Below are 24,911 nucleotides of genomic sequence, written 5' to 3' on the forward strand. Positions count from 1 at the left end.
GGCCCCAAACCCGGTCAAGGTTGGGGCCCAAAAAGGGTCAGATCGAGACAATTCGAACATTCGCCTTTAGTGGATCTTGAAAACGATCCGATAGATACGCAGTTGAGGCGGGCCGAGGAAGGTCAAAGAGGCGTCAGATGCTGGCTTTTCAAGTGATCGGAATGGTGTTTCTCGTGCTGTTTTTCGGCGCGCTCGTCACGGGCCAACCGGGCACGGCGCGCTGACGCGCCGGCTGTCTCACCACATCCGTTAAGTCCGGCTGACGTCTAGAGCCGATATTCCCCGGTCGCCGGGTCGCGCCGCAGCGTCGGGCGATTCTCGCGATCCTTGATGCGCACCCGCACGCGGCGTTGCGCCTCCAGCTCGTCGTTGATGCGGCGCGCTTCTTTCACCGCCCATTGCACGATCATCGCGCCGCCCATGGCGGCCAGCGTCCACTTTACCACGGGCGTAAACAGAAACGCAGGCATGTCAGCTCCTTACATCCGGTGCGACAATGGTTTCGGTGAATCTGGGCTATTTCGCGACGGAAACCGCCCTGCGACATTTACAATCCGTAACGTGACCAGTGCGCGCGCTCTTCCAGCGCCGCGAGAACGTCGTCGGCGAAACCACCGTGCCCGCGCGTAAGGTCTGACAATTGCGCACCCATCAGACGGCGGCCGAGGAAACCGCGCTCGACGGCGATAACCGGCGTGCGCACCTTGTCGCCGTAGCGCTCACGCAAGGTCGCGCGCAATTCGCCGCGGCAGTCGGCCAGCCCCAGTTCGATCGCCTTGCCGGCCGTCCAGAACTCGCCCGAGAACAAGGTCTTGTCGTCGCCATTGAGCTTGGTGCCGCGGCGCTTCTTCACCAATTCGATGAAGTGAGCGTGGATGTCGGCCTGGATCAACTTGATGCGCGCAACGTCGTCCGGATTTTCCTCGCGGAATGGATCGAGCATCGCCTTGCGCTCGCCCGACGTATAAATGCGGCGCTCGATGCCGAGCTTCTTCATCAATTCGGGAAAGCCGAACGAGCCGCCAATGACGCCGATCGAGCCGACGATCGAATAGTCGTCGCAGACGATCTCGTCGGCGGCGCAGGCCAGCATGTAGCCGCCGGACGCGCCGGCATCCTCGATGAAGGCGATCACCGGGATTTTCTTTTCCTCGGCCAGCTGACGGATGCGGCGGAAGATCAAATGCGACTGCGTCGGCGAGCCGCCCGGCGAATTGATCAGCAGCGCGACAGCGCGCGCCCGCGGCACGGCGAAGGCGCGGTCGAGCGTCCGCGTCACGCCCGCCAGCGTGATTCCCGGCCGCAGCGGCGTGGTCACGCCGATCACGCCCGACAACCGCACCACCGGCACGACCGGGATGTCCGCACGGAACCGCGCCGGGATCAGGACGTTTAAGGGGGCGAGCAGGTTTTCCAGGAACGAAGCCATGGTCGGCAGTTAGTCAGCCTGGGCGGCCTTAGTCAAAGACAAGGAGCCGATCGAAGTCCCTTGGTAGCGGGGTATGGTGCGACGCAGCAACGCAGCCATGCGCGAGGTTGAAATCACCAAAAGTTGCACTTTATTTACCCTAAGATGATTTGTGCAGCGCAGTATCAACGCCTAGCTTTTAGAGGCTGGGGAGAAGAGAAGGGAGCGACACATGGATCCGAAGCTCACCATCCTGTTCCTGCTGATTGGCACCATCCTGACCTTGTCGTGGTCCGGCGACGGCATTTTTGACCGCGTGCGCCAGCAGATCCGCAGCACCCTTCGCCGCTAACCGGATCGATCGGCTAGCGCCAGCGGCTTGGCCTCACGCAGAACGGCCTCGGCGGCGCCCGACGGCTTGCCCGCATCGTCATTGAGGATGAGTGGCGGCAGGTCCGGCAGCCGCCCTGTGCCGCCTTTCACGGCCCGCATCAGAATCCGGATGGCCTCGGCGCCCGGCCGCGGCGCGACCCGCAACACCTTGATCTCGCCGAAGGCGGGCGAAACGGCCGCGATGACTTCATCGAGCGCCGCCGCACGCCAGATCAGCGTCAGCGTGCCGCCCGGCTTCAGGGTCCAGGCCGCGCTGGCCAGCCATCGCCGAAGCAAATCCGCATCCGCCACATGCGCCAGACGCCGCCGCGCGTCGGGCGAACTCTGCTGCGTAGCAGGATCGTTGAAAGGCGGGTTCATCAGGAGCTGATCAGCACTCGCCTCCTGCAGGCCGGCGGCGGCCAGTGCCGCGATGCTCTCGACATCGCAGGCGATCGCGTCAACGCGGTCGCCCATGCCGTTGCGCCGGGCGTTCTCGCCGGCCAGCGCGGCAAGCGCCGGGTCAATCTCGAGCAAAGTCACCCGCAGGCCCGGCACACGCCACGCCAGCGCCAGCCCTGCCCCGCCAATACCGGCGCCGAAATCAACCGCCCGCTCACCGGCGCGGCCGCCGGTCGCCGCGGCAAGCAGCATGGCGTCATGACCGACGCGATGGCCGCGCTTGGGCTGCAACAGCCGCAGCCGGCCGCCGAGCACGGCATCGTCGGTGGTGTCGATCCCGGCGATCATGCTTCTCAAGGGTTATGCGGACGCAGTTCATGAGCGAGCCCCGCGTCCGTCAGCAACTGGCGCGCGGCGGCCAGTTCGTCATCCGCCACCAGCACCCGGCGCGGCAGCACGCCGAGCGAGCCTTCGAGCACGCTCATGTTCTGGTCGAGCACCATATGGGCGATATCGGCGCCATCGAGCAGCGCGGTGACGGCCGATACAAGAACCGCGTCATTGGTGCGGAGAATTTCTTTCATTGTCAGCGATCCGCGCGGCGGCGTTCGTCGCCGGGCGCACGGTGGTTGAGATAGGCCAGGAGCTTCATCTCGCGGCGGCCGCGCGTCACCGTGTCGAGCACGAGGCCAACGGCGACCGAGAGGAAGGCGAGCAGCATCAGGCCCATCGCCAGGATCGCGGTCGGCAGCCGGGGCACCAGATGGGTTTCGAGGAACGTGATGACAATCGGGATCGCCAAACCGAGCGAAATCAGCGCCAGCACGGCGCCGATCGCGCCGAAGAATGGAAACGGCCGCTCGCTGCGGTAAAGCTGCACGATAGTCCACAGGATACGGAAACCATCGCGCCAGGTGTTGAGCTTTGACGTCGAACCCTCCAGCCGCGCGTAGTACGGCGTTTTGACTTCGGCGGCGGCGAGGCCCAGTTCGAGGGCGTGGACCGTGAGTTCGGTTTCGATCTCGAAGCCGCCCGACAGCATCGGGAACGATTTGACGAAGCGTCGCGAGAACACCCGATAGCCCGACAGCATGTCGTTAAAGGTTCGCCCGAACACCGTGGCGACGAACGTCGTGAGCAGCCAGTTGCCGGTGCGGTGGCCGGCGCGATAGGCCGCCACCTCCTGATCGACGCGGTGGCCGACCACCATATCGAGGTGATCGCGCAACAGAAGGTCGATCATCTTCGGCACGCTCGGCGCGTCATAGGTTGCATCGCCGTCGACCAGAACGTAGATGTCGGCCTCGATATCGCTGAACATGCGGCGCACCACGAAGCCCTTGCCCTGGCGCATCTCCTTGCGCACGACCGCCCCGGCCGCCTGCGCAACCGCCGCGGTATCGTCGCTCGAATTGTTGTCGAAGACATAGATGGTGGCGTCAGGCAGCGCCGCCTTGAAATCGGCCACCACCTTGGCGACGGCCGCCGCTTCGTTGTAACAGGGCACCAGAACGGCGATCCGACAGGTCTGCCGCGCCGCGGCATCCCCGGCAGTCGTCGCGATACCGCTTATGCGCTCGTCCATCGCCGCCCCTGTTCCGCCCCCGTCCCTGACGAGGTCTTGCTGCTTTAGCATAGCGTTTCTATGCTCGCCCTACCCCGCCGTCGAGGGCCGGAAGACCCGGCCTCAAGTGCCTCAAGGAGAATGCGTCTTGGCCGTTGTGGTCCCTTTTGAAAATCCGCAGGGCTCGATCGAGCGGCTGGTCAGGCAGCTCGCACCGGCGATGGAACGCGTCAACGCGACGATTCTCGACCGTACCGGCTCGGACGTCACCATGATCCCGGAAGTGGCCAACCACCTGATTTCGTCGGGCGGCAAGCGGCTGCGGCCCATGCTGACGCTGGCCATGGCGCAGCTCACCGGATACGCGGGCGACGGCCATATCAAGCTCGCCGCCGCCGTGGAATTCATGCACACCGCAACGCTGCTGCACGACGACGTCGTTGATCAGAGCGACATGCGCCGCGGCAAGCAGGCGGCGCGCATGCTCTGGGGCAATGAGGCCAGCGTGCTAGTCGGCGACTTCCTGCTTGGCCAGGCCTTCAAGATGATGGTCGAGGTCGGCAACTTGCAGGCGCTCGATATTCTCTCTTCCGCTGCGGCGGTCATCGCCGAGGGCGAGGTGATGCAGCTCGGCGCCGCCAAGAACACAGCGACCAACGAAGACGAATACATGGCCGTGATCCGCGGCAAGACCGCCGAACTGTTCGCGGCGGCCTGCGAGGTCGGCCCGGTGCTGGCCGGCCGCGACAAGGCGGCCATCGCCGCCTGCCGCTCCTATGGCATGAATCTCGGTGTTGCCTTCCAGCTCGTCGATGACGCGCTCGACTACGGCGGCAAGTCGGCCAAGCTCGGCAAGAATGTCGGCGACGACTTCCGCGAAGGCAAGATCACGCTGCCGGTGGTGCTGTCGTTCCGCCGCGGCTCAGACGCCGAACGCGCCTTCTGGAATCGCACCCTCGGCGAGGGCAAGATCGAAGACGGCGATCTCGATCACGCCATCGGTCTGATGACCAAGCATCACGCCATCGAGGATACGCTCGGCCGCGCCCGGCATTATGGCGCCATCGCCACCGAAGCGCTGGCGCTGGTGCCGGACTGCGAGATCAAGACGGCGCTGGAAGAGACGGTCGCGTTCTGTATCGCGCGGGCGTACTGACCTTAACCGGCCTCATGGTAAGGAGGCGCGAAGCGCCGTCTCGAACCATGAGCCGCCCATCCTTCGAGACGCATCGCTTTCGCGATGCTCCTCAGGATGAGGCGGATTGTGGCTACTTGGTAACGGTGTAGCCGGTCTCGGGGTCGCGCATCAGCTGGAAGCGGATGTTCGGGTCCGGGTCCTGCCCGATGTAGCGGCCATTGACGTGAACCGCCGGCGAACAGCCATTCGGCTGCGGTTCCGTGTTGAACCAGATGCCGCGGAAGGTCGGACCGCCGATCTGATCGTGACAGACGGACCTGGCGACCTTCATCTTCTTCTTGGCCTTGGCCGCGAACGCGGGTTCGGCGGCAAATGCGCCGGTCAGCGCCACTCCAGCCGCAACAACCGCCAGCCATCGCCAGTTCATGGAAATTCTCCGTTAGGAACGCTGCCGCTGTACCGGCAAATCACCGAGGCGGCAACAGTTCCCGGCAAGTGCGGGAAATTCAAGGCGTCCGGTTCAGAACCGTCGCAGCCGCCCACCAGTCCGGCCGCCGGACGGCAAGACTCGATTCGGCGGTCGTGGCCTCGCTCTCCGTGGCGAATAGAGCAAAGCAGGTGCCGCCCGAGCCCGACATGCGCGCCAGCGTGACGCCCGGCAGCGCCGCGAGCGCGTCGAGCACCTCGCCAATCACCGGCGCGCAGGCGATTGCCGACGCAGTAAGGTCGTTGCCGTGCCCGCGCAGATAGTCGATCAGCGCGCCGGCTTCGTGCGGGATGTCGCCGAGCGTCCGCCGGTCCTTCGGCAGGCCGGCGCGGGCCAGCGCGGCGAAAACGTCGCGGGTCGCAACGCCGACACGCGGATTGACCAGCAGCGCCGGTAATTGCGGCAAACGAAGCGGCGGCGACAGCCGTTCGCCAACCCCGGTCATCACGCAGGCGCGCGACACGAAACACACCGGCACATCGGCGCCGGTTTGCAGCGCCGCCGTCATCAGCCGCGCGTCATCGAACGACATGCCGTTGTGGCGCGCCAACAGTCGCAAGGCCGCCGCCGCGTCGGCCGAACCACCGCCGACGCCACCGGCCACCGGAATATGTTTATCGAGATGAAAACGCCCGCCTTTGAGGCCCGGCACCAGAGCCGCGAGCGCGCGGAAAGCTTTGAGGATGAGATTGTCGCCGGCCGCGCCAATGACATCGGCAAAGGGCCCCGCGATGTCGAGACTCGTGTGCCCGGCCGGCTCAAGCGTGAGCGTGTCCGCAATGCCGGCGAAGGCGACCAGACTTTCCAGCTCGTGATAGCCGTCGGCGCGCCGCCCGGTAATGCGCAGCGTCAGGTTGATCTTGGCACGGGCGGTTTCGGTGAGATGCGACACGACAATTCATTTCGTCATTCCGGAGCGCCGTGAAACGGCGAACCCGGAATCCAGATGCGATCTCGGTTTGTAGCTGGATTCCGGGTTCGCTCGCCATAGCGCTATCGCGCTTATGGCTCACGCTCCGGAATGACGACAGGCAAAATCCTCAACCGCCATTGCCCGGCTTGGTGACGGCCGGCTTTTCGGACGAGTTCGCCTGCGACGTCGCTTCCTCGGGCAGACCGGTGCGCAGCTTTTCCAGGATCTTCGGCAGTTCTTCCGGATCGGGCTTGAGATCGCGCGCATGATTCCACTGGAAGGTCGCTTCCAGCTTGCGGCCGACGCGCCAGTAGGCATCGCCGAGATGATCGTTGATGGTCGGATCTTCCGGCTTCAAGCCAATGGCGCGCTCGAGCTCCTTCATCGCCTCTTCGTAATTGCCGAGGCGGTAATGGGCCCAGCCGAGCGAGTCGACGATGTAACCGTCGTCGGGACGTTGCGCGACGGCTTTCCTGATCATCGCCATGCCTTCGTCGAGGTTCACGCCCTGATCGATCCAGGAATAGCCGAGATAGTTGAGCACGTGCGGCTGATCCGGAAACAGCTCCAGCGCCTTCTTCAGATCGGCTTCGGCCTTCGGCCACTGCTTGGAGCGCTCGTAGCAAATGCCGCGGAAGTAGAAGACGGTCCAGTTCGCCTTTTCCGGCTTGCCGATGAGGTCAATCGCCTTGGTGTAAGCATCGCCGCATTCGGCGAACTTCTTGTGGCCGCGCAGCAGATTGCCGAGCGCGAGCGTGGCTTCGAGATCCTTGGGATCGTCCTTGAGCAGTTCCTCAAGCCGCTTCTGCGCCTCGTCGCTGCGGTCGAGCGCGTCGAGATCGGCGGCCATCTGGATGGAGGCGTTCCTGTGCAGCGCCGAACTGTGCGGAATGCGCTCGTAGATCTTGATCGCCATGTCCGGCTTCTTCATCGCCTCGTAGAGATCGGCGAGAGACAGCAGCGCCAGTTCGTGATGCGGCGCCAGATACAACGACAGCTGCAGATAGACGAGGCCGAGGTCTTCGCCGCCGCGGCGGCCGAGCGAAGCGCCGAGACCGTAAAGCGCCTCGGCGGCACCGATCTGCGCATTGGTGACCATCATCGGAATGACACCGGCCTTCGCGGCCGCGGCGCGCGTCGGCGCATCGCCTTCGTTCAGCTTGGCAATCGTCTTGGCGTCCGCGACGCCATCGGCCTTCAGCCCGTTGCGCGACTGGAATTCGCGCAGCGCCGTCACCGTCTGCCCGCCGAAGCGGCCGTCCGGTTCCATGCCCAGCCGTGTCTGCAAGGCCGTGACATCCGCCCCGCTCTTGCCGCGCGACAGAACGCGCTCGAAAGCGAGCTTCGGCACGGCCTTCGACTCAGCCGCTTTGGCGCTGCCGGTTTCACGGCTCTTGAGCTTGCCCATCGCCTCGACGATCAGCGGATGGCGCGGCAGCACCTTGTCGAAAGCGTCATAGACCGCCAGCGCTTCTTCCGGCGAACGATTGCGCGACAGCCAGCCGCCATAGGCTTCGACCACGCGCAGCGCCGAGGAATCCTGCTTGTAGGCGCGCTCGAAACGCTTGCCGGCCTCTTTGGCGTCACCCGTGGCGTCGAGGATCAGGCCGGCATGCAGATCCTTGAAGATGCCGTACCATTCGGGGCCGCTGAGGCGATCGATCGCCGCCACCGCGCCTTTGGCGTCGCCGGCGCCGGCATAGCTCCAGGCCGACAGCAGCGTCGCGGTGAGATCGGTGATCGGGCCGCGCACGGACTGACCGAGATTGCGCCGCGCCGTGACGAAGTGCCCGACTTTAAGATCGTGGACGCCGAGGACAAGACGCGCGGCCCGGTCCGTTTTGCTCAACTGGGCGACGCGTTCGGCGAACTTCACCGCTTCGCCGACATCGCCGCCGACCAGAAGCGACACAAAAGCGCGGTCGAGCAGTTCGGCGTTCTTCGGATCTCGGCGCAACGCGGCGCGATAATAAGTGGCGGCGGCCAACGCATCCTGCTGACGCCCCGCATGGCGCGCGGCGAGGTAGCTGCCGGAGGCCGTCAGGCCCGACAAATCGATCTGACCGGATGTCGGCGGCTGCGAACCCTGCGCGGTGGCTGAAGCAGGCGCGGCAACGACAGAAGCAGCCGCAAAAACTGCAACGGCGGCGCCCGCCGCGACCCCCCGGAACCGGCTCGATGATTTCACAGGCAATGCTCCAATGAGCGGACGCGCGAATTCCCGCGCTGAATCGCAGAGTTAAACTCAGAATGACCCTTTTGCGCCGCAACCGCAAGAATGGCCGGACGCCGATCAAGGCTTCGGCGTCGAAGCTTGAATGCCTCCGTGTGGCAGCAGCAAGGCCGCCGCTTGCCGTTCGGGGGCCGCGCCGGCGGGTCGGCCTACGCGGGCCAGACCGGGCGCGCGCCCTTTGCAGGCCCGGCCCTTTTTGCGCGCAAACTACTTAAATACTACTTATAGGCGCCGTCGACGGCTGCTGCCAGCCCTGGCGAGGCCGCCTCACATCCCCGAGTAATTCGGCCCGCCCGCGCCTTCCGGCGGCACCCAGGTGATGTTCTGGTTCGGGTCCTTGATGTCGCAGGTTTTGCAGTGGACGCAGTTCTGCGCGTTGATGACGAACTTCGGATTGCCTGCTTCCTCCACCCACTCATAGACGCCGGCCGGGCAATAACGCGCAGACGGTCCTGCGAACACGTCGTGCTCCGACGATTTCTGCAAGGCCATATCCTTGACCTTGAGATGCGGCGGCTGGTCTTCCTCGTGATTGGTGTTCGACAGGAACACCGAGGACAACCGATCGAAGGTGATCTTGCCATCGGGCTTGGGATACTGGATCGGCGTGCATTCCGACGCCGGCTTGAGCGTCGCGTAATCCGGCTTGCCGTGCTTCTGCGTGCCGAACAGCGAGAAGCCGAGTGTGTTGGTCCACATGTCGAGACCGCCGAGCGCGATGCCGATATAGGTGCCGAACTTCGACCACAGCGGCTTGGCATTGCGCACGCGCCACAGATCCTGGCCGATTTTCGACGTGCGCCAGTTATTCTCGTAATCGTCGAGCGCATCATGCGCACGGCCGGCGGCAAGCGCCGCGCTCGCGGCTTCCGCCGCCATGATACCGGACAGCATGGCATTGTGGCTGCCCTTGATGCGCGGCACGTTGACGAAGCCGGCGTCGCAGCCAATCAGCGCACCACCCGGGAACACAAGCTTCGGCACCGACTGATAGCCGCCTTCGGTGATGGCGCGCGCGCCATAAGACAGCCGCTTGCTGCCTTCGAACGTGTCGCGCACCAGCGCATGCGACTTGAAGCGCTGGAATTCTTCGAACGGGGACAGATACGGATTCTTGTAGTTCAGGTGAACGACAAAGCCGACCGACACCAGATTGTCGCCGAAGTGATAAAGAAACGAACCGCCACCGGTCGAATTGTCGAGCGGCCAGCCGAAGGAATGCTGTACCAGGCCGGGCTTGTGCTTGTCCGGCGCGACCTGCCAAAGCTCCTTGAGGCCGATACCGAATTTCTGCGGCTCGCGGCCATCGCCAAGATTGAACTTGGCAATGAGCTGCTTGCCGAGATTGCCGCGCGCGCCTTCGGCGAACAACGTGTACTTGGCGCGCAGCTCCATGCCACGCGTGAAATTGGCGTTCGGCTCACCGTTTTTGCCGATGCCCATGTCGCCGGTGGCGACTCCGGCCACCGCACCATTGTCGTCATAGAGCACTTCAGCCGCGGCAAAGCCGGGATAGATTTCGACGCCGAGGCCTTCGGCCTTGGTGCCGAGCCAACGGCAGACATCGCCCAGCGAGACAATGTAGTTGCCGTGATTACCCATCAGCGGCGGCATCATGAAATTAGGCAGGCGCAACGAGCCGCTATGGCCCATGAAATAGAAGCGGTCGTCCTTGACCTCGGTCTTGATCGGCGTCTCTTCCGAGCGCCAGTCCGGCAGCAAGGTGTCCAGCCCGGCCGGATCGATGACCGCCCCCGACAGGATGTGTGCGCCGACCTCCGAGCCCTTCTCGACGACCACGACCGACAGGTCGGCGTTGATCTGCTTGAGGCGGATGGCGGCGGCGAGGCCGGCGGGGCCGGCGCCGACAACGACAACATCAAATTCCATGGCCTCGCGGGCCGGAAGATCGCTCATCAAGGGCCTCCTGAAGGGGCAAATCGCACCAAATCCCGCGGCATTTACCCCGGAACGCAGTTCATAACGCTTCTATTGAACATTTTTGCACAGCGTGGGCAATCGGAAGAGCACCTTATTTCCCTGTGCTAGGATGTCGTCATGATCCCTGCATCCGACATAAACCCCCGGGACCTGATCGAGTTCTATCTCGAGGCCGGCGCCGACGCCTTTGTCGGCGAGGAGCCCGTCGACCGGTTTGCCGCCGTCGAAGCGCCGCCGGTGCCGAAAGCCGCCGAGCGGGCGCCAACCGTGCGGGAGGCCGCTCCCGTCGCAGCCGCTCCGGCGCGGACCGCCGCGCCACCGGCGCCCGACGAGGCCGCAATGGCGGCACGCGCTGCGGCCAAGAGCGCGGCCACCCTCGACGAATTGCGCGCCATCCTCGAAAGCTTCGACGGCTGCGCGCTGAAGGCGACAGCGACCCGCATGGTGTTCGCCGACGGCAATCCGCAGGCGCGCGTCATGCTGGTCGGCGAAGCGCCGGGCCGCGACGAGGATATCGAGGGCCTGCCCTTCGTCGGCCGCTCCGGCAAACTGCTGGACCAGATGCTGAAGGCGATCGGGCTCGACCGCACCTCGGTCTACATCGCCAACATCGTGCCGTGGCGGCCGCCCGGCAACCGCACACCGACACCGCAGGAATCCGCGATCTGCCTGCCCTTCGTCCTGCGCCAGATCGAGCTTGCCGATCCCGACATTCTTGTCTGCCTCGGCGGACCGTCGGCGCAGACCTTGCTCGATATCAAGGACGGCATCACCAAGACGCGCGGCCGCTGGTTCACCTTCAACACCGGCAAGCGCGACATCCGCGCCATTGCCACCTTCCATCCGGCATTCCTGTTGCGCTCGCCGCTGCAGAAGCGGTTCGCCTGGCGCGACATGCTCGCAATCAAGAAGGCGCTGGAAAGCTAGCCGTCAACGATACGCGACGAGGATCGCCCCCGCGGCAATCAGCGCGACGCCGAGCCAGTTGATGCCGCTCAAGCGTTCGCCAAGGAAGATGACGCCAAAGATCGCCACCAGCACCACGCTCAGTTTGTCGATAGGCGCCACCTTGGCCGCCTCGCCGATCTTGAGGGCGCGGAAATAACAGATCCATGACGCGCCGGTGGCAAGCCCTGACAGAACCAGAAAAACGTATGTGCGCGGCGACACACTGCCCGGCGACTGGAATTGACCGGTGGCGACAAGGATCAGCGCCAAGGTCATTAAAATGACGATGGTGCGGATGAATGTCGCGAAGTCGGAATTGACGTTTTCGACGCCAATCTTGGCGAAGATCGCCGTCAGTGCTGCGAATACGGCCGCCAGCGCCGCCCAGACCTGCCAGGATGACCAGATGCTCATCGCATTTCTCTATTGTTACATGCGTCATGACGGCGCATGTAACATCTAACCGTCCGCTATTCCGCGCCGAACACAGGACACATCGGACCGCGCAGGCCGGAACACCGTTAGATGCATAACTGAGCGCGCTGGATTCAGATATAGAGCTGACGTAAATTCAAGGTGTGGTCGCGCGTGGGGGCGGCCGCCGGGAGATCGCAAAATGGATGCCGATCCAGTCCTGCTCGCTCGCCTGCAATTCGCCTTCACCGTCGTCTTTCATATCATCTTTCCAAGCTTCACCATCGGTCTCTCGGCGTGGCTCGCCACGCTCGGCGGGCTGTGGGTTTACACCGGCGAGGAGCGCTATCAGCTGCTGATGCGCTTCTGGGTGAAGATCTTCGCCGTGTCGTTCGGCATGGGTGTCGTCTCCGGCATTGTGCTGTCCTATCAATTTGGCACCAACTGGAGCCGCTTCTCGGCTTTCTCGGGCGACGTCATCGGCCCGCTGCTTGGCTACGAAGTGCTGGCGGCCTTCTTCCTCGAGGCGACCTTCCTCGGCATTCTGCTGTTCGGCTTCAGCCGCGTGCCGCCGTGGCTCTACACGTTGTCGGCCGCCGTGGTGGCCTTCGGCACCATGAGCTCGGCGTTCTGGATTCTTGCCGCCAATAGCTGGATGCACACGCCCGTCGGCTATGCCGTGCAGAATGGCGTCGCGGTGCCGGTCGACTGGTTGCAGATCATCTTCAATCCGAGCTTCCCCTACCGTTTCGCGCATATGCTGAACGCGGCCTACCTCACGACAGCCTTTGTCGTGCTCGGCGTCGGCGCGCGGTTTTTGCTTGAGGGCCGCCATCTCAGTGAAGGCCGCACCATGCTGCGCATGGCCATCGGCCTCGCCGTCGTGCTTGCGCCGCTGCAACTCTTCATCGGCGACCAGCACGGCCTCAACACGCTCGAGCATCAGCCGATCAAGGTGGCGGCGATGGAGGGGCACTGGGACGGCTCCAAGCCCGCCGATTTCCACATCTTCGCCTGGCCGGACGAGAAGGCCGGGAAGAACCGCTTCGAGATTTCAATCCCGCGCGGCTCGTCGATCATTCTCACGCACAGCCTGGACGGCCTGATCCCCGGCCTGCTCAGCGTGCCGCCCGATCAGCGGCCGCCCGTGACCATCGTGTTCTTCGCTTTCCGCATCATGCTCGCGCTCGGCTTCTTTATGATCGCCGCGGCGCTGTACGGCGCTTTCCTATGGTGGCGCGGCACCCTGTTCGAGGCGCGCTGGTTCCTGCGCGTCGTCGCCAACACCTGGTGGGCCGGCTTTGTCGCCGTCATCGCCGGCTGGGTTGTTACCGAAAGCGGCCGCCAGCCTTGGCTCATCTACAACGTGATGCGCACCGCCGACGGCATCTCGCCGGTGCCCGGCGCTACTGTGCTCGGCACGCTGGCGCTGTTCATCGTCGCTTACGGCATCGTGTTCTCGTTCGGCATCTATTACATGAACCGGCTGATCAAACATGGCCCCGACTCCGGCGGCCACCACGACGCGCCGAACTTCTCGGGCAACCCGCTTGCCGCGGCGCAACCCGCCAACCGTGAGCACTGAGAAAGGAGACGCGCCATGGCCTCCATGGAAATGTATCTCCCGCTGATCTGGGCCGCGCTGATTGGCGTCTCGGTGGCGATGTACATCATTCTCGACGGCTTCGATCTCGGCATCGGTGTCTTGTTTCCTTTCACCAAAAGCGAAACCGAACGCGACCAGATGATGCGCACCATCGCGCCATTCTGGGACGGCAACGAAACCTGGCTGATCCTCGGCGGCGTCGGCCTGTTCGTCGCCTTCCCGCGCGCCTATGCGGCGATCATGCCGGCGCTCTACATCCCTGTCATTGTGATGCTGGTGGCGCTGGTGTTTCGCGGCGTTGCTTTCGAATTCCGTACCGTATCGCGCAGCAAGAGGGGCTGGAGCTTCTCCTTTGCGCTCGGCTCGACGATCGCCACCTTTGCGCAGGGCGTCATTCTCGGTGGCCTGGTGCAGGGCATCGAAGTGTCGAACCGCGAATTTTCCGGCGGGCCGTTCGACTGGGCGACGCCGTTTTCGTTCCTGTGCGGCGTGTCGCTGGTCGCCGGTTACGCGCTGCTCGGCACCACCTGGCTGCACATGAAGACCGACGGCGAAGTGGCCGCCCGCGCACAACGCCAGGCCAAGTACTGGCTGATCACAGTGCTGTTCTTCATGGCAGCGGTCAGTGTCTACACACCGATCGCCGAGCCGCGCATCGCGGCGCGCTGGTTCTCGCTACCGAACTTCTATTTCCTGTGGCCGGTGCCGACGATCACGGCGCTGGTGGCGTTTGCCTGCTGGCACTGGATCGAGCGCGACCGCGAAGTGCCGCCGTTTCTGGCGTCGATCGCGCTGTTCATGCTCGGCTATATCGGTCTGGTGATCTCGAACTATCCGTATCTGGTGCCGCCCTCACTGACGATCTGGGACACCGCCGCTTCCGCCAGCAGCCAGGTGTTCATGCTCATCGGCACGCTGTTCCTGCTGCCGATGGTGCTGGGCTACATCATTTTCGTGTACTGGCTGTTCCGCGGCAAAGTGCGCGAAGGCGAGAGCTATCACTAGCCCGTTTCGTCATTCCGGACGCCGCGATAGCGGCAATCCGGAATCCAGATACAAACTTTGAATGTGTTGCTGGATTCCGGGTTCTGGCCTTCGGCCAGCCCCGGAATGACATTATTGGGCCGGCGGGCGCAGCACGGCCCAGCCGATGCGAACCGGCGGCAGACGGCCCTGCACGGCGCGATCGAACTGACGCGGCAGTTCCGGCACCAGTCCGGGAAACTGCGTGCGCAGATCCTCCGGTACCGCGTTGTTGGCGGCTGCCGGCCAGACCAGAACGCCGCCATTGGCTGCGACATCATCGACGCTGACCCAGGGGCTGCGCTGCGGCGCCCAGGCAAAGAACACATGCGGCCGCCCCTGCGGACCTGCCGGCGCCATCATCGCGATCAAGGGCGCCAACCGTGCATCGCCGCTGACATATTGCAGCGGCTTGCCCGTGCGCCGCTGATAGGTCTCGGCGAAGAACTGCGCCTCGGCGCCGGACGGCTGCGCGAGTCGGTTGTCGCGCGCAAAGACCCATGGCACCACGAACAGGCTGATCGCGATCAGCAGTGGCGGCGCCACCAGCAAGGCCAGCCAGGACGATGACACCAGCCGCTCGCGATAAATGAGCACGCGGTCGCCGGCAGCCAGCACCACCGCCATGCCGGATAACAATACGAGCGGCGCGAGCACCGACCATGTCGTCAGCGAGCCGAACGATGACAGCAGCGCGGCCTGCGGCACACGCTCGCCGATCACCGCCAGCGCGATGACAACGAGCGCCGGCGCCAGCGCGAAGAAATAGACAAAGCCCCTGGCCGCGGGCTCCACCGGACTGCGATCGATCTCCGGCGCGCGCTCGTTGCGGCCACGGCCGAGGCCGCTCGACAGCACGGCGAGCAGCAGCAGGCCGAGATGCACGGCGATGAGCGCGCCGGCAAACCACAATGCGGACGAGCGGACAGCGCTGTCACGAAGCGTCGTCGCAACCACGGGATAAGACCTCACGAGCCAGGCGGCATGCGGAAATATGACGACCAGGAGCAACAGCAGCGCCAGCCACGGCTCGGGATAACGCAGCGCCGCGCGGCCGCGCCGCGTCAACGGCGTGAACAGGATGAGCAGAAGAACCAGAACGATGCCCGCATAATGCGTCAGCAGCAGCAGGCCGAGATCGACGCCGAGCAGAAACCAGCTGCCGCGTTTGCCTTCGCCGAGCGCGCGCCAGTAGTGCATCATGGCCAGCGCCCACAAGGGAATGGCGAGCACCGCCGGGCCGAAATCCGGGCTCGGGATGGTGAAGGCGGCAATGCCGGCCATCAGCAAAATGGCGAGCACCGCGTGGCGGGTGCCGACCAGCGAGCGGCCGAGCGTGAACACGGCCCATAATGCGACGACGATACAGACCTGCGACAAGGCGTAGAGCGCGAACGTGCCCCCGGCACGGAACACGATTTCGGCAAGCCAGAACGCCAGCGGCGGCCCGAGATAGCTGCCGAGAAGGAATTCATGACCGACGGCCAGTACCAGAGGGACGTCGCCAGGCGGCGATGAATAGAACAACGCGGGAATCAGCGTCCACAGCACGCCTTGGGACAGCGCCACGAACCAGAACACGACCTTGGGCCGGCCGCGCAGGAATTCGATGATCAGGGAGACGTGGTGCATGGCCTTGAGGCGGCGTGCCCTTTAAATCCCGTCCGCCAATCGCGGCTCGAGAACCAGAGGAATAGAGAACGCCGGCTAAAGTGGCAACACGGTCGCCAGCGCTTCCTGCGGTACATCCTCGATCGGCTGAGCCAACGCCTCGGACATCGCGGCTAGCCTTGCTGCCACCGGCGCGAAGAAACGACGGTGGTGCGGCGTCGGCCCCAGCTCTTTGAGCGCGCGGCGATGCTCAGGTACCGCGTAACCCATATGCCGCTCGAAGCCGTAACCTGGATAGGTCTCGGCAAGCCGCATCATGTAGCGGTCGCGCGTCACCTTGGCGACGATCGAGGCCGCCGCCACCGACAGGACCAGCGCGTCGCCCGAGACCACCGCTTCGCAATCGCAGCCGCAATCGATCTTCATATTGCCGTCCATGAAGACGAGTTTTGGCCGGACCGGCAGCGCCTTCACGGCGCGAGCCGAAGCCCAGAGCGAGGCGCGCAGGATATTGTCGCGATCAATGCGATCGACCGAGGCGAAGGCGACAGAGACCTGCGCGGTGGCACAGATTTTCTCGTAGAGCTTCTCACGCGCCTCGGCGTCGAGCTTCTTGGAATCGTTGAGCCCGCGCGGAATGCGGTCGGGATCGAGGATCACGGCGGCGGACACTACCGGCCCGGCCAGCGGTCCCCGCCCCGCCTCGTCACAGCCCGCCACCGGAAAGATGCCGGCCTTGAAGGCGCGGCGCTCGCGCCGGAACGTCGGCCGCAGGATCGGCTCGGCCAGCGGCAATCGCGCTTTGGCGGCGGATTTTAGCGCAGGTTTGGATTTCGCGGCGCGGGCCATGGGCCGATGGGTACGCCCGACTCGGGCGTCCATTCAACCCTATTCACATCCGCCGGTGAAAAACGGGGATTGGGGCCCGATCCGGACCGCCGTCAGAACAAACTCATCTGAGCGTCATCCGGCTTGGGGTGCCGGAAATGCTCGGTCGACAGCTTGCGCTTGGCGACATTGAGGCCGCGCTTCTCACAGGCCAGCTCAAAGCGGCGGCCAATGAGCCAGGCATAAGGCCCCTTGCCTTTCATGCGCGTGCCCCACTCGGAGTCGTAATCCTTGCCGCCGCGCATTTCGCGCACCAGCCTGAAGACGTGACCGGCACGATCCGGGTAATTGGCTTCGAGCCATTCGCGGAACAGGTCGCGTACCTCGAGCGGCAGGCGCAACATGACATAGCCCGCTTCCTTGACGCCGGCGGCCGCCGCGGCATCGAGGATACGTTCGATCTCCATATCGTTCAGCGCCGGGATGATCGGCGCCACCATGACGGTGGTCGGCACGCCGGCCTGACTCAGCTGGCGCAAAGCCTCTAACCGCTTCATCGGCGTTGCCGCGCGCGGCTCCATCTTGCGCGCCAGCTCCGGATCGAGCGTCGTCACCGACAGCGCCACCTTCACCAGATTGCGCTCGGCCATGCGCGAGAGAATGTCGAGATCGCGCGTCACCAGCGCCGATTTGGTGACGATGCCGACCGGGTGCCCGGCGCGGTCGAGCGTTTCGAGAATGCGCCGCATCACCTTGTAGCGCCGTTCGATCGGCTGATACGGGTCGGTATTGGTGCCGATCGCGATCACCTTCGGCGAGTAGTTCGGCGAAGAGAGCTCACGTTCAAGGAGGTCGGCTGCCTCCGGCTTGACGAAAAGTCTGGATTCGAAATCGAGCCCCGGCGACAGGCCGAGATAGGCATGCGTCGGCCGCGCGAAGCAATAGACGCAGCCATGCTCGCAGCCGCGATACGGGTTGATCGACCGGTCGAAACCGATGTCAGGCGACTCGTTCCGGGTGATGATCTTGCGCGTGGCATCGACCTGTACCGAGGTCTTGAACGGCGGCAGCTCTTCGAGCGAGCGCCAGCCGTCATCGAAAGCGACGCGCGCATGCGGCTCGTAGCGGCCGGAGGCGTTCGACTGCGCGCCGCGTCCTCGGCGGCGTTCGTGCTCGACGACGACGCCAAGCAGGCCGGTGAGATCATCGACCCGCAAGCCCTTTGCGCCCGCCGGCGCGGAGGGCAGCTCCGTTCCGCGATCGGAAATGGCGGTCCGATCAAGGTCCGCCGGCGGGCGTTTCAAGGCTGCAGGTCGTTGAGCCATGGTTCTTACCTAGTCTCGAAATGTGAACATAACAAGAACATTTTGAACTTGTTCCCTGAGGCCTCCGGTCGTGGCCCGCCTGCCTTTCCGCACATGATGTGGTAGCAACCGAAGGAAGAGCGGTTGTGTTCCCAAGGTCTTATGAAGCAGGCCAATGCTCAGCGTCATCGTCGCCACCCACGAATCGGAGCGCGCTTTGGTGCCGACGCTGTCTGCGCTGGTGCCCGGAGCGATGTCCGGACTCGTCAGCGAGGTGGTGGTTGCGGATGCCGGATCGAAGGACGCCACCGCCGAAGTGGCTGATATTGCTGGCTGTCGGTTCATCGCCTCGGGCGCCCCGCTCGGCGAGCGGCTCAGGACAGCCGCCCTCAGCACCCGGACACCCTGGCTGATGTTCCTGCGGGCCGGCGTCGTGCTCGACGCCGACTGGACCGCGGCGAGCGAGACCTTCATGCAGACAGCGTCTTTCAACGAAGCCGCGCCGCGCGCCGCCGTGTTCCGCGCCGCGGCCACGACCTCGGCCCAGCCGGGGTTCGGCGATGTCATCGCGCTGGTGCGCGCCGTATTCGCCGGCCGCAGGCCGTCTCCGGATCAGGGCCTTGTCGTGGCCCGCAATCTCTACGACGCCGTCGGCGGTCATCCCGCACATGCCGACGCCGAAGCGGCGCTGCTCGGCCAGCTCGGCCGCAAGGTCGCGCTGCTGGGCGCCGGCGCGCGGCGGGTGATCTGATACTTGACTTTGTCAACTAATTGGCCGACCGTGCGGCCATGCCTGCCCCCGGTCAATCGAAACAGCCCGCCAAGACGAAAGCCGCGCCGCCGGCCGACCATGTCGCCGCGGTGCGCCGCTTCAATCGCTTCTACACGCGCCAGATCGGCCTCTTGCGCAAAACCTATCTCGACACGCCCTACTCACTCGGCGAAATGCGCGTGCTGCATGAACTGGCGCATCCAAGCGTCGCGCAGCCGACAGCGAAAGACATCGGCCGCGCCCTCGATCTCGACGCCGGCTATTTGTCGCGTGTGCTGCGCAATTTCGAAAAGCGCGGCCTGATCAAGCGGACGACGTCGAAAGACGACGCACGACAAAGCCATCTGTCGTTGACCGCCCAGGGCCGGAAATTCTTCGCGCCCGCCGAAAAGCGCTCGGACGACGACGTCGCCGCCATGCTGACGACGCTTTCGGAAAGCGAGCAGAGCGAGTTGGTGGCCGCCATGCACCGCATTGAAAGGCTGCTCGAGAAGGACAACGGCTCGGCCGCCCCCCGCACCTACACGCTTCGCGACTTGAAGCCCGGCGATCTCGGCTGGATCGTCGCCGAACATGCCCGCGTCTATACGCGCGAATACAATTGGGACCATTCGTTCGAGGCCCTGGTCGCGCAGATCGTCGCCAACTTTGCCGAAAACTTCGATCCGGCCATGGAGCGCTGCTGGATCGCCGAGATGGATGGGGAGCCGATCGGCTCGGTGATGCTGGTGAAAGACGAAAAGCCCGGCACCGCGCGCATCCGCCTGCTCATCGTGTCGCCGAAGGCGCGCGGCCTCGGTCTGGGCCAGCGCCTCACCGACGAGTGCATCGCTTTTGCCCGCGCCAAGGGCTATCGCGCCATCACCTTGTGGACGCACGAATGCCTGACCGCCGCGCGGCGCTGTTATCAGAAGCGCGGCTTCACGCTGACCTCGAGCGAAAACAAGATGAGCTTCGGGCAGAACGTTGTCGCGGAGTTCTGGGACAAGACGTTATGAAGCCGGGATCGCCAGAGCATCGGTCGCTGGCGATCGTCATTCATACATCGAACGCCAAACGACTGCGCGATCTGGCGCGCCGCCAGTTGCTGTTGCGGTGGGTGGCCGCGCTCGGGCGCTATGCCGTCGCGCCTTTTGCCTTCGGCCTTCGCATATGCTCATCGAGCCGCGGCAGGATTTCCACGAAGTTGCACGGCCGGTAGCGGTAGTCGAGCTGGTGAACGAGGATGTCATCCCAGGCGTCCTTGCAGGCACCGGGCGAGCCAGGCAGGCAGAAGACATAGGTTGAATTGGCGACACCGGCGGTAGCGCGGGTCTGGATCGCCGAGGTGCCGATCTTCGGGTAGCTCACCATCGTGAACAAGGTCGAGAAGCCGTCCATGCGCTTCTCGAACAGCGGCTCGACCGCTTCCGGCGTCACATCGCGGCCGGTAAAGCCGGTGCCGCCGGTCGAGATCACCACGTCGATGAACTTGTCCTCGATCCAGGCCTTCACCTTGCCGCGGATCGCATCGACCTCGTCCTTCACGATCGAGCGTTCGGCGAGCACATGCCCGGCGGCGCGGATGCGCTCGACCAGCGTGTTGCCGGATTTGTCGTCGGCCAGTTCGCGCGTGTCGGACACGGTCAGCACCGCGATCTTCAGCGGCACGAACTGCTTGGATTCATCGATACCGGGCATATTCATTCTCCGTCATTCCGGGGCATGCGCCATAAGCGCATGTTTTAAGCGCATCATTGACGCGCTACGGCGCATGAACCCGGCATCCAGCCTCTTGCTCTTGAAACCTTATCTGGATTCCGGGTCCGCGCCGGCGGCGCGTCCCGGAATGACCGATCATCAAAGCTGCGTATTCGCCGCGAACGTGTTGCACGCCGACACCTTGCCGGCCTTGAAGCCGGTCGTGAACCAGCGCTGGCGCTGGGCCGAGGTGCCATGTGTGAACGAGTCCGGCACGACATAGCCGCGCGCCTGCTTCTGCAGGCGATCGTCGCCGATCGCCGCCGCGGTCTGCAGCGCCGCCTCGATGTCGCCGGGCTCGATCGAATTCCAGCGCTGGTTCGACTGGTTGGCCCAGATACCGGCAAAACAATCGGCCTGCAGTTCGACGCGGACCTGAATACGGTTTGCCGCCGCACGATCGCCGGCGGCCTGCTGCGCCTCGCGCGCTTTCGGCAGAATGCCGAGCAGGTTCTGCACATGATGACCGACCTCATGCGCAATCACGTAGGCCTGGGCGAACTCGCAACCCTTGCCGGTGCAGGCGCGGAACCGCGAGCGCATTTCATCGAAGAACGACGTATCGAGAAAAATGCGACGGTCCGGCGGGCAATAAAACGGACCGCTGGCCGAACTCGCCATGCCGCACGCGCTGCTTACCTGACCGGTGAACAGGCGCAGGCGCGGCGCGCGATATTGCTGGCCGGCCGTTTCGAACACTTTGCCCCAGGTGTCTTCGGTATTGCCGAGCACCGCGGCGACAAAGTTGCCCATCTGATCGCTCGGCGCACCGGTGCGTTGCGCGGGCCGATCGACACGCCGCTCATATTGTTGCGACTGACGGCCGCCGTTCACCATTTCCGCGCCGGAAATCAGCAGCGCAGGATCGATGCCGAGCGCCCAGCCGATGAGACCGAGCACAACGACGGTGCCGATGCCCAGTCCGCCACCGCCCACCGGCAAATTGAAACCGCCGCCGCCACCGCCAAAACCACCACCGCCGCGATCGTCTTCGACGTTATCGCTGCGGCGAAAATCATCCCAACGCATTCAAGTCGTCTCCCGCCCCGCGTTGCCCAGAAGCCATCCTTTAGCACGCCTGATTGCGGCAATACTTGGCATCCTGTTAACCTCTGCTAACTCCCGGTTAAATTAGCAGAATCCGCTTCGACGCCTTTTTCCATAAAGGCTTTTTTCACCTTGCGCTGCGCATGATGCGGCCTGTCGGTTTGTAGGTCCCGCGTCAGCCGGCACTGTCGTCCTTGTGTAGAGTTGAGTCATGGTTGTGTCGCGTCGCGGGGCGCCCAGTCGGGCGCCCCGTGGTCTTTCCAAGACCCCCGATCATCGAATCCTTGTTGGCGACTGCGTCAACGAGATGTCGAAGCTTCCGGCCGGTTCCGTCGATCTCATTTTCGCCGATCCGCCCTATAATCTGCAGCTTGCCAGCGATCTGAAGCGGCCGGACGACTCCCATGTCGACGCCGTGACCGACGACTGGGACAAGTTCGCCAGCTTCGCCGCTTACGATGCGTTTACCAAAGAGTGGCTCACCGCCTGCCGCCGCGTGCTCAAGCCCGCCGGCACCATCTGGGTGATCGGCTCGTACCACAACATCTTCCGCGTCGGCGCCATCATGCAGGACATGGGGTTCTGGATCCTCAACGACGTGATCTGGCGCAAGACCAATCCGATGCCGAATTTCCGCGGCCGGCGCTTCACCAACGCGCATGAGACCATGATCTGGGCTTCGCGCGATCCGAACGCCAAGGGCTATACCTTCAACTATGAGGCCCTGAAGGCCGGCAATGACGACATCCAGGTGCGGTCCGACTGGACCTTCCCGCTCTGCACCGGTTCCGAGCGCCTGAAGGGCGCCGACGGCAAGAAGCTGCATCCGACCCAGAAGCCGGAAGCCCTGCTCGCCCGCGTCATCCTGTCGAGTTCCAAGCCGGGCGACCTCGTGCTCGACCCGTTCAACGGCACCGGCACCACCGGTGCCGTCGCCAAGAAGTTAGGGCGCCGCTACATCGGGCTGGAGCGCGAGAAAAAGTACGCTTCGGCCGCCGAAAAGCGCATCGCCGATGTCGAGGTGGTTCCCTCGCCGTCGATCGCACCGTTCATGACGGCGCGCGAGGCCCCGCGGGTGGCTTTCGCCTCGCTCATCGAGCGCGGGCTGGTGTCGCCGGGCGCCAAGCTCACCGACTCGAAGAAGCGCCACAAGGCCATCGTCCGCGCCGACGGCGCCATCTCGGTGGGAGAAACGGTCGGCTCGATCCACCGCGTCGGCGCGCTGGTCCAGGGACTGGACGCCTGCAACGGCTGGTCGTTCTGGCATGTCGAGACGCCAAAGGGCCTGATGTCCATCGACGACCTGCGCGCCCAGGTGCGCTCGGAAATGGCGCTCCTGGAAGCGGCGGAGTAAGCCAACTCGCGATAGCGGTCACCTGGGCGGGATCACCGGGACCGGCCCGGTGATGACAATCGCTAGGTGAGCGCCTCCACCAACAGCTCCAGCGCCCGTTTGGCGAAGGCTTCCATATTACCGGCACGATCCGGGCTGCCCGTTTCGAGCGTGATCGCGCGCTCGATAGGTCCGACAACCGCGATGCAGGTATGGCCGGCGGCATCGCCATAGCGATTGCCGGTCGGACCCGTCGCCCCGGTTTCGCCGAGGCCCCAGGTGGCATTCATCTTGTCGCGGATCGTCCGCGCGCCAAGGAGCGCATAGGCTTCGGTGGAGGGCCGCAGGCCCTTCATCTCGGCATCGCCGATCCCGAGCAGCGCCGCGCGCGATGTCTTGGTGTAGACCACCGCGCCGCCGAGGAAATAGGCCGAGGCGCCGGGCACCGCGAGCAGCGCCGCGGCGATCAGGCCGCCGGTCGAGGATTCAGCGATGGCGATCGTCTCCTGACGCGCGATCAGACGTCCGGCGACCTGTTCGGCGAGAGGCGCGAGCGATTTCATGATTTCAAGCCTTGGCGACATTGCTGCTGCGCGTGGGCACGCCGAATTCGCGGCGGCAGACATCGGCCAGTACGGCGATGCCCTCGCGGATGTCCTGATGCGACGGGCTGGCGAAACAGATGCGGATCCGGCTTTTGCTATGGTCCTTGTCGACCGACCATTCCGGCCCAGGATTGATCGCTACGCCTTCCTTCAGCGCTGCCTGGTATAGCTTCAGGCTATCGACATTGTCCGGCAGCTTGACCCACAGGAAGATGCCGCCCTTGGGATCGTCGAATTCCGCCGCCGTGCCGAACTGCTCGTTGAGCGCTTCCATCAAGGTCTCGACCTTCTTGCGCAGCCCCTTGCGCAGCGCCGGCACATGGGTCCCGAAATGCGCCGCGCAATATTCGGCAAGCACCATCTGCTCCAGCGCGCCGGAGCCGGCGTCGGTTTTCAGCGCCAGCATGCGCGACATCACCGCCCAGGGCGCGACGACGAAACCGACGCGCAGAGCCGGCGCGATGGATTTCGAGAACGACCCGATGTGAATGACATTGTCCGATTGGCTCATCGCGTGGATGGCGCGCGGGCGCTCGCCGCTCCAGACGAGGTCGGCATAGCAGTCGTCCTCGACGATCGGCACGTCATACGCGTCGGCAAGTTCGAGCAGACGCGCGCGCCGGCTCTCGTCGAGAATGGTGGCAGTCGGGTTCTGCACCGTCGGAATGGTGTAGATGAACTTCGGCGTGACGCCGCGGGCCTTGAGATCCTGCAGCGCGGCCTCGAGCGCATCCATGCGCATGCCGCCTTTGTCGAGCGGAATGCCCACCGCGGTTACGCCGAGCCGGGTGAAGCGGTTGAGCGACCCCTGATAGTTGTCCTTCTCGACGATCACCGTATCGCCGCGCGCGAGCAGCGCGCTGTTGACCAGATCCAGCGCCTGCAGTGACCCGGACACGATGAGGATATCGTCGGCGCTGCAGGTCATGCCGGCATCGCGCTTGAGTTTGGTGCTGAGGAAGTCGCGCAAAGGCCGGTAGCCTTGCGGGCCGCTGTTGAGCCCGTAAGTCGCCAGCGTACGGCCTTCGCGCTGGAGCACCGATTGCGCAGCCGCCATCAGGCCGTCGAGCGGCACTTCGCCCGGATCGTTATTGCCGCCGACGAAATTGTATTTCGGCGCGCCGGCCCAGCGCACCGCCGGCGGCGGCAGGCTCGCCGGAAACAGCGGCGTGAAGTCGAAGGGCATATTTCCTCTCCCAACATGCCCGGCCTTCTATGTGCC

At 64.5% G+C, this 24,911-nt stretch carries 24 protein-coding genes; 7 read left to right on the top strand and 17 right to left on the bottom strand.

Annotation, left to right across the window (positions count from 1 at the left end):
• Nucleotides 1-266 precede the first annotated feature (266 nt).
• The 5 genes from DXH78_RS17185 to DXH78_RS17205 form a co-directional block, all read right to left on the bottom strand.
• Nucleotides 267-470, bottom strand: a complete 204-nt coding sequence (locus DXH78_RS17185) for a hypothetical protein (RefSeq protein WP_115518434.1) — start codon at nucleotides 468-470, stop codon at nucleotides 267-269.
• 77 nt (nucleotides 471-547) lie between these two features.
• Nucleotides 548-1,429: a S49 family peptidase gene (locus tag DXH78_RS17190; protein ID WP_115518435.1), complete on the bottom strand. Its 882-nt coding sequence runs from the start codon at nucleotides 1,427-1,429 to the stop codon at nucleotides 548-550.
• Between the two features lie 327 nt (nucleotides 1,430-1,756).
• A complete protein-coding gene (locus DXH78_RS17195) occupies nucleotides 1,757-2,530 on the bottom strand; it encodes a tRNA1(Val) (adenine(37)-N6)-methyltransferase (RefSeq protein ID WP_115518436.1) in 774 nt (257 codons plus the stop codon).
• A gap of 5 nt (nucleotides 2,531-2,535) precedes the next feature.
• Nucleotides 2,536-2,766 carry a putative signal transducing protein gene (locus tag DXH78_RS17200; RefSeq protein WP_115518437.1) on the bottom strand — a complete coding sequence of 77 codons (231 nt, stop codon included), beginning with the start codon at nucleotides 2,764-2,766 and terminating at the stop codon, nucleotides 2,536-2,538.
• A gap of 2 nt (nucleotides 2,767-2,768) precedes the next feature.
• Nucleotides 2,769-3,767, bottom strand: a complete 999-nt coding sequence (locus tag DXH78_RS17205) for a glycosyltransferase family 2 protein (protein ID WP_115518438.1) — start codon at nucleotides 3,765-3,767, stop codon at nucleotides 2,769-2,771.
• A 127-nt stretch (nucleotides 3,768-3,894) separates the two neighbouring features.
• Between DXH78_RS17205 and DXH78_RS17210 the strand changes: the two genes are divergently transcribed.
• Nucleotides 3,895-4,902 (top strand): polyprenyl synthetase family protein, encoded by a 1,008-nt coding sequence (locus tag DXH78_RS17210; RefSeq protein ID WP_115518439.1) that lies wholly within the window; start codon nucleotides 3,895-3,897, stop codon nucleotides 4,900-4,902.
• A gap of 112 nt (nucleotides 4,903-5,014) precedes the next feature.
• Here DXH78_RS17210 and DXH78_RS17215 read toward each other — a convergent pair whose 3' ends face one another.
• From DXH78_RS17215 to DXH78_RS17230, 4 genes are all read right to left on the bottom strand, one after another.
• Nucleotides 5,015-5,311 carry a hypothetical protein gene (locus tag DXH78_RS17215; RefSeq protein ID WP_115518440.1) on the bottom strand — a complete coding sequence of 99 codons (297 nt, stop codon included), beginning with the start codon at nucleotides 5,309-5,311 and terminating at the stop codon, nucleotides 5,015-5,017.
• A 79-nt stretch (nucleotides 5,312-5,390) separates the two neighbouring features.
• Nucleotides 5,391-6,263, bottom strand: coding sequence for a 4-(cytidine 5'-diphospho)-2-C-methyl-D-erythritol kinase (locus tag DXH78_RS17220; RefSeq protein ID WP_115518441.1), 873 nt, complete (start codon nucleotides 6,261-6,263; stop codon nucleotides 5,391-5,393).
• 148 nt (nucleotides 6,264-6,411) lie between these two features.
• Complete coding sequence (locus DXH78_RS20165) at nucleotides 6,412-8,472, bottom strand: tetratricopeptide repeat protein (protein WP_245416916.1); 2,061 nt, start codon at nucleotides 8,470-8,472, stop codon at nucleotides 6,412-6,414.
• Between the two features lie 312 nt (nucleotides 8,473-8,784).
• Nucleotides 8,785-10,434, bottom strand: coding sequence for an electron transfer flavoprotein-ubiquinone oxidoreductase (locus DXH78_RS17230; RefSeq protein ID WP_115518442.1), 1,650 nt, complete (start codon nucleotides 10,432-10,434; stop codon nucleotides 8,785-8,787).
• Between the two features lie 141 nt (nucleotides 10,435-10,575).
• Here DXH78_RS17230 and DXH78_RS17235 point away from each other — a divergent pair, with 141 nt between their 5' ends.
• On the top strand, nucleotides 10,576-11,385 hold the full coding sequence (locus DXH78_RS17235; RefSeq protein WP_115518443.1) for a uracil-DNA glycosylase: 810 nt from the start codon (nucleotides 10,576-10,578) through the stop codon (nucleotides 11,383-11,385).
• 3 nt (nucleotides 11,386-11,388) lie between these two features.
• Here the strand turns inward: DXH78_RS17235 and DXH78_RS17240 are convergent, their stop codons facing one another.
• Nucleotides 11,389-11,820, bottom strand: coding sequence for an EamA family transporter (locus DXH78_RS17240; RefSeq protein WP_115518444.1), 432 nt, complete (start codon nucleotides 11,818-11,820; stop codon nucleotides 11,389-11,391).
• A gap of 202 nt (nucleotides 11,821-12,022) precedes the next feature.
• Here DXH78_RS17240 and DXH78_RS17245 point away from each other — a divergent pair, with 202 nt between their 5' ends.
• Nucleotides 12,023-13,405: a cytochrome ubiquinol oxidase subunit I gene (locus DXH78_RS17245; RefSeq protein ID WP_115518445.1), complete on the top strand. Its 1,383-nt coding sequence runs from the start codon at nucleotides 12,023-12,025 to the stop codon at nucleotides 13,403-13,405.
• Nucleotides 13,406-13,420: 15 nt separating this feature from the next.
• On the top strand, nucleotides 13,421-14,431 hold the full coding sequence (gene cydB / locus DXH78_RS17250; RefSeq protein WP_430727501.1) for a cytochrome d ubiquinol oxidase subunit II: 1,011 nt from the start codon (nucleotides 13,421-13,423) through the stop codon (nucleotides 14,429-14,431).
• 111 nt (nucleotides 14,432-14,542) lie between these two features.
• On the opposite strand, the gene DXH78_RS17255 is transcribed toward cydB, so the two are convergent.
• The 3 genes from DXH78_RS17255 to DXH78_RS17265 form a co-directional block, all read right to left on the bottom strand.
• Complete coding sequence (locus tag DXH78_RS17255) at nucleotides 14,543-16,081, bottom strand: glycosyltransferase family 39 protein (RefSeq protein WP_115518446.1); 1,539 nt, start codon at nucleotides 16,079-16,081, stop codon at nucleotides 14,543-14,545.
• 75 nt (nucleotides 16,082-16,156) lie between these two features.
• Entirely contained in the window at nucleotides 16,157-16,909 is a 753-nt protein-coding gene (gene rnhB / locus DXH78_RS17260; RefSeq protein WP_115518447.1) for a ribonuclease HII, read from the bottom strand.
• A gap of 92 nt (nucleotides 16,910-17,001) precedes the next feature.
• The gene (locus DXH78_RS17265) at nucleotides 17,002-18,213 is read right to left on the bottom strand and encodes a PA0069 family radical SAM protein (protein WP_115518448.1); all 1,212 of its coding nucleotides are present in this window, start codon (nucleotides 18,211-18,213) and stop codon (nucleotides 17,002-17,004) included.
• A 154-nt stretch (nucleotides 18,214-18,367) separates the two neighbouring features.
• Between DXH78_RS17265 and DXH78_RS17270 the strand changes: the two genes are divergently transcribed.
• Both DXH78_RS17270 and DXH78_RS17275 read left to right on the top strand, forming a co-directional pair.
• Nucleotides 18,368-18,943, top strand: a complete 576-nt coding sequence (locus DXH78_RS17270) for a glycosyltransferase family protein (RefSeq protein WP_115518449.1) — start codon at nucleotides 18,368-18,370, stop codon at nucleotides 18,941-18,943.
• 38 nt (nucleotides 18,944-18,981) lie between these two features.
• Entirely contained in the window at nucleotides 18,982-19,962 is a 981-nt protein-coding gene (locus DXH78_RS17275) for a bifunctional helix-turn-helix transcriptional regulator/GNAT family N-acetyltransferase (protein ID WP_115518550.1), read from the top strand.
• A gap of 118 nt (nucleotides 19,963-20,080) precedes the next feature.
• Here DXH78_RS17275 and moaB read toward each other — a convergent pair whose 3' ends face one another.
• Nucleotides 20,081-20,644: a molybdenum cofactor biosynthesis protein B gene (moaB, locus tag DXH78_RS17280; RefSeq protein ID WP_115518551.1), complete on the bottom strand. Its 564-nt coding sequence runs from the start codon at nucleotides 20,642-20,644 to the stop codon at nucleotides 20,081-20,083.
• A gap of 159 nt (nucleotides 20,645-20,803) precedes the next feature.
• Nucleotides 20,804-21,733: a KPN_02809 family neutral zinc metallopeptidase gene (ypfJ, locus tag DXH78_RS17285; RefSeq protein ID WP_115518450.1), complete on the bottom strand. Its 930-nt coding sequence runs from the start codon at nucleotides 21,731-21,733 to the stop codon at nucleotides 20,804-20,806.
• Nucleotides 21,734-21,962: 229 nt separating this feature from the next.
• Here ypfJ and DXH78_RS17290 point away from each other — a divergent pair, with 229 nt between their 5' ends.
• Nucleotides 21,963-23,105 carry a site-specific DNA-methyltransferase gene (locus tag DXH78_RS17290; RefSeq protein WP_115518451.1) on the top strand — a complete coding sequence of 381 codons (1,143 nt, stop codon included), beginning with the start codon at nucleotides 21,963-21,965 and terminating at the stop codon, nucleotides 23,103-23,105.
• Nucleotides 23,106-23,167: 62 nt separating this feature from the next.
• Here DXH78_RS17290 and DXH78_RS17295 read toward each other — a convergent pair whose 3' ends face one another.
• Together DXH78_RS17295 and DXH78_RS17300 are read right to left on the bottom strand one after the other, a co-directional pair.
• Entirely contained in the window at nucleotides 23,168-23,647 is a 480-nt protein-coding gene (locus DXH78_RS17295) for a CinA family protein (protein WP_115518552.1), read from the bottom strand.
• 4 nt (nucleotides 23,648-23,651) lie between these two features.
• Nucleotides 23,652-24,875, bottom strand: a complete 1,224-nt coding sequence (locus DXH78_RS17300) for an aminotransferase-like domain-containing protein (RefSeq protein ID WP_115518452.1) — start codon at nucleotides 24,873-24,875, stop codon at nucleotides 23,652-23,654.
• Nucleotides 24,876-24,911 lie beyond the last annotated feature (36 nt).

This window comes from Undibacter mobilis, from assembly GCF_003367195.1.
Taxonomy (GTDB): Bacteria; Pseudomonadota; Alphaproteobacteria; order Rhizobiales; family Xanthobacteraceae; genus Pseudolabrys; species Pseudolabrys mobilis.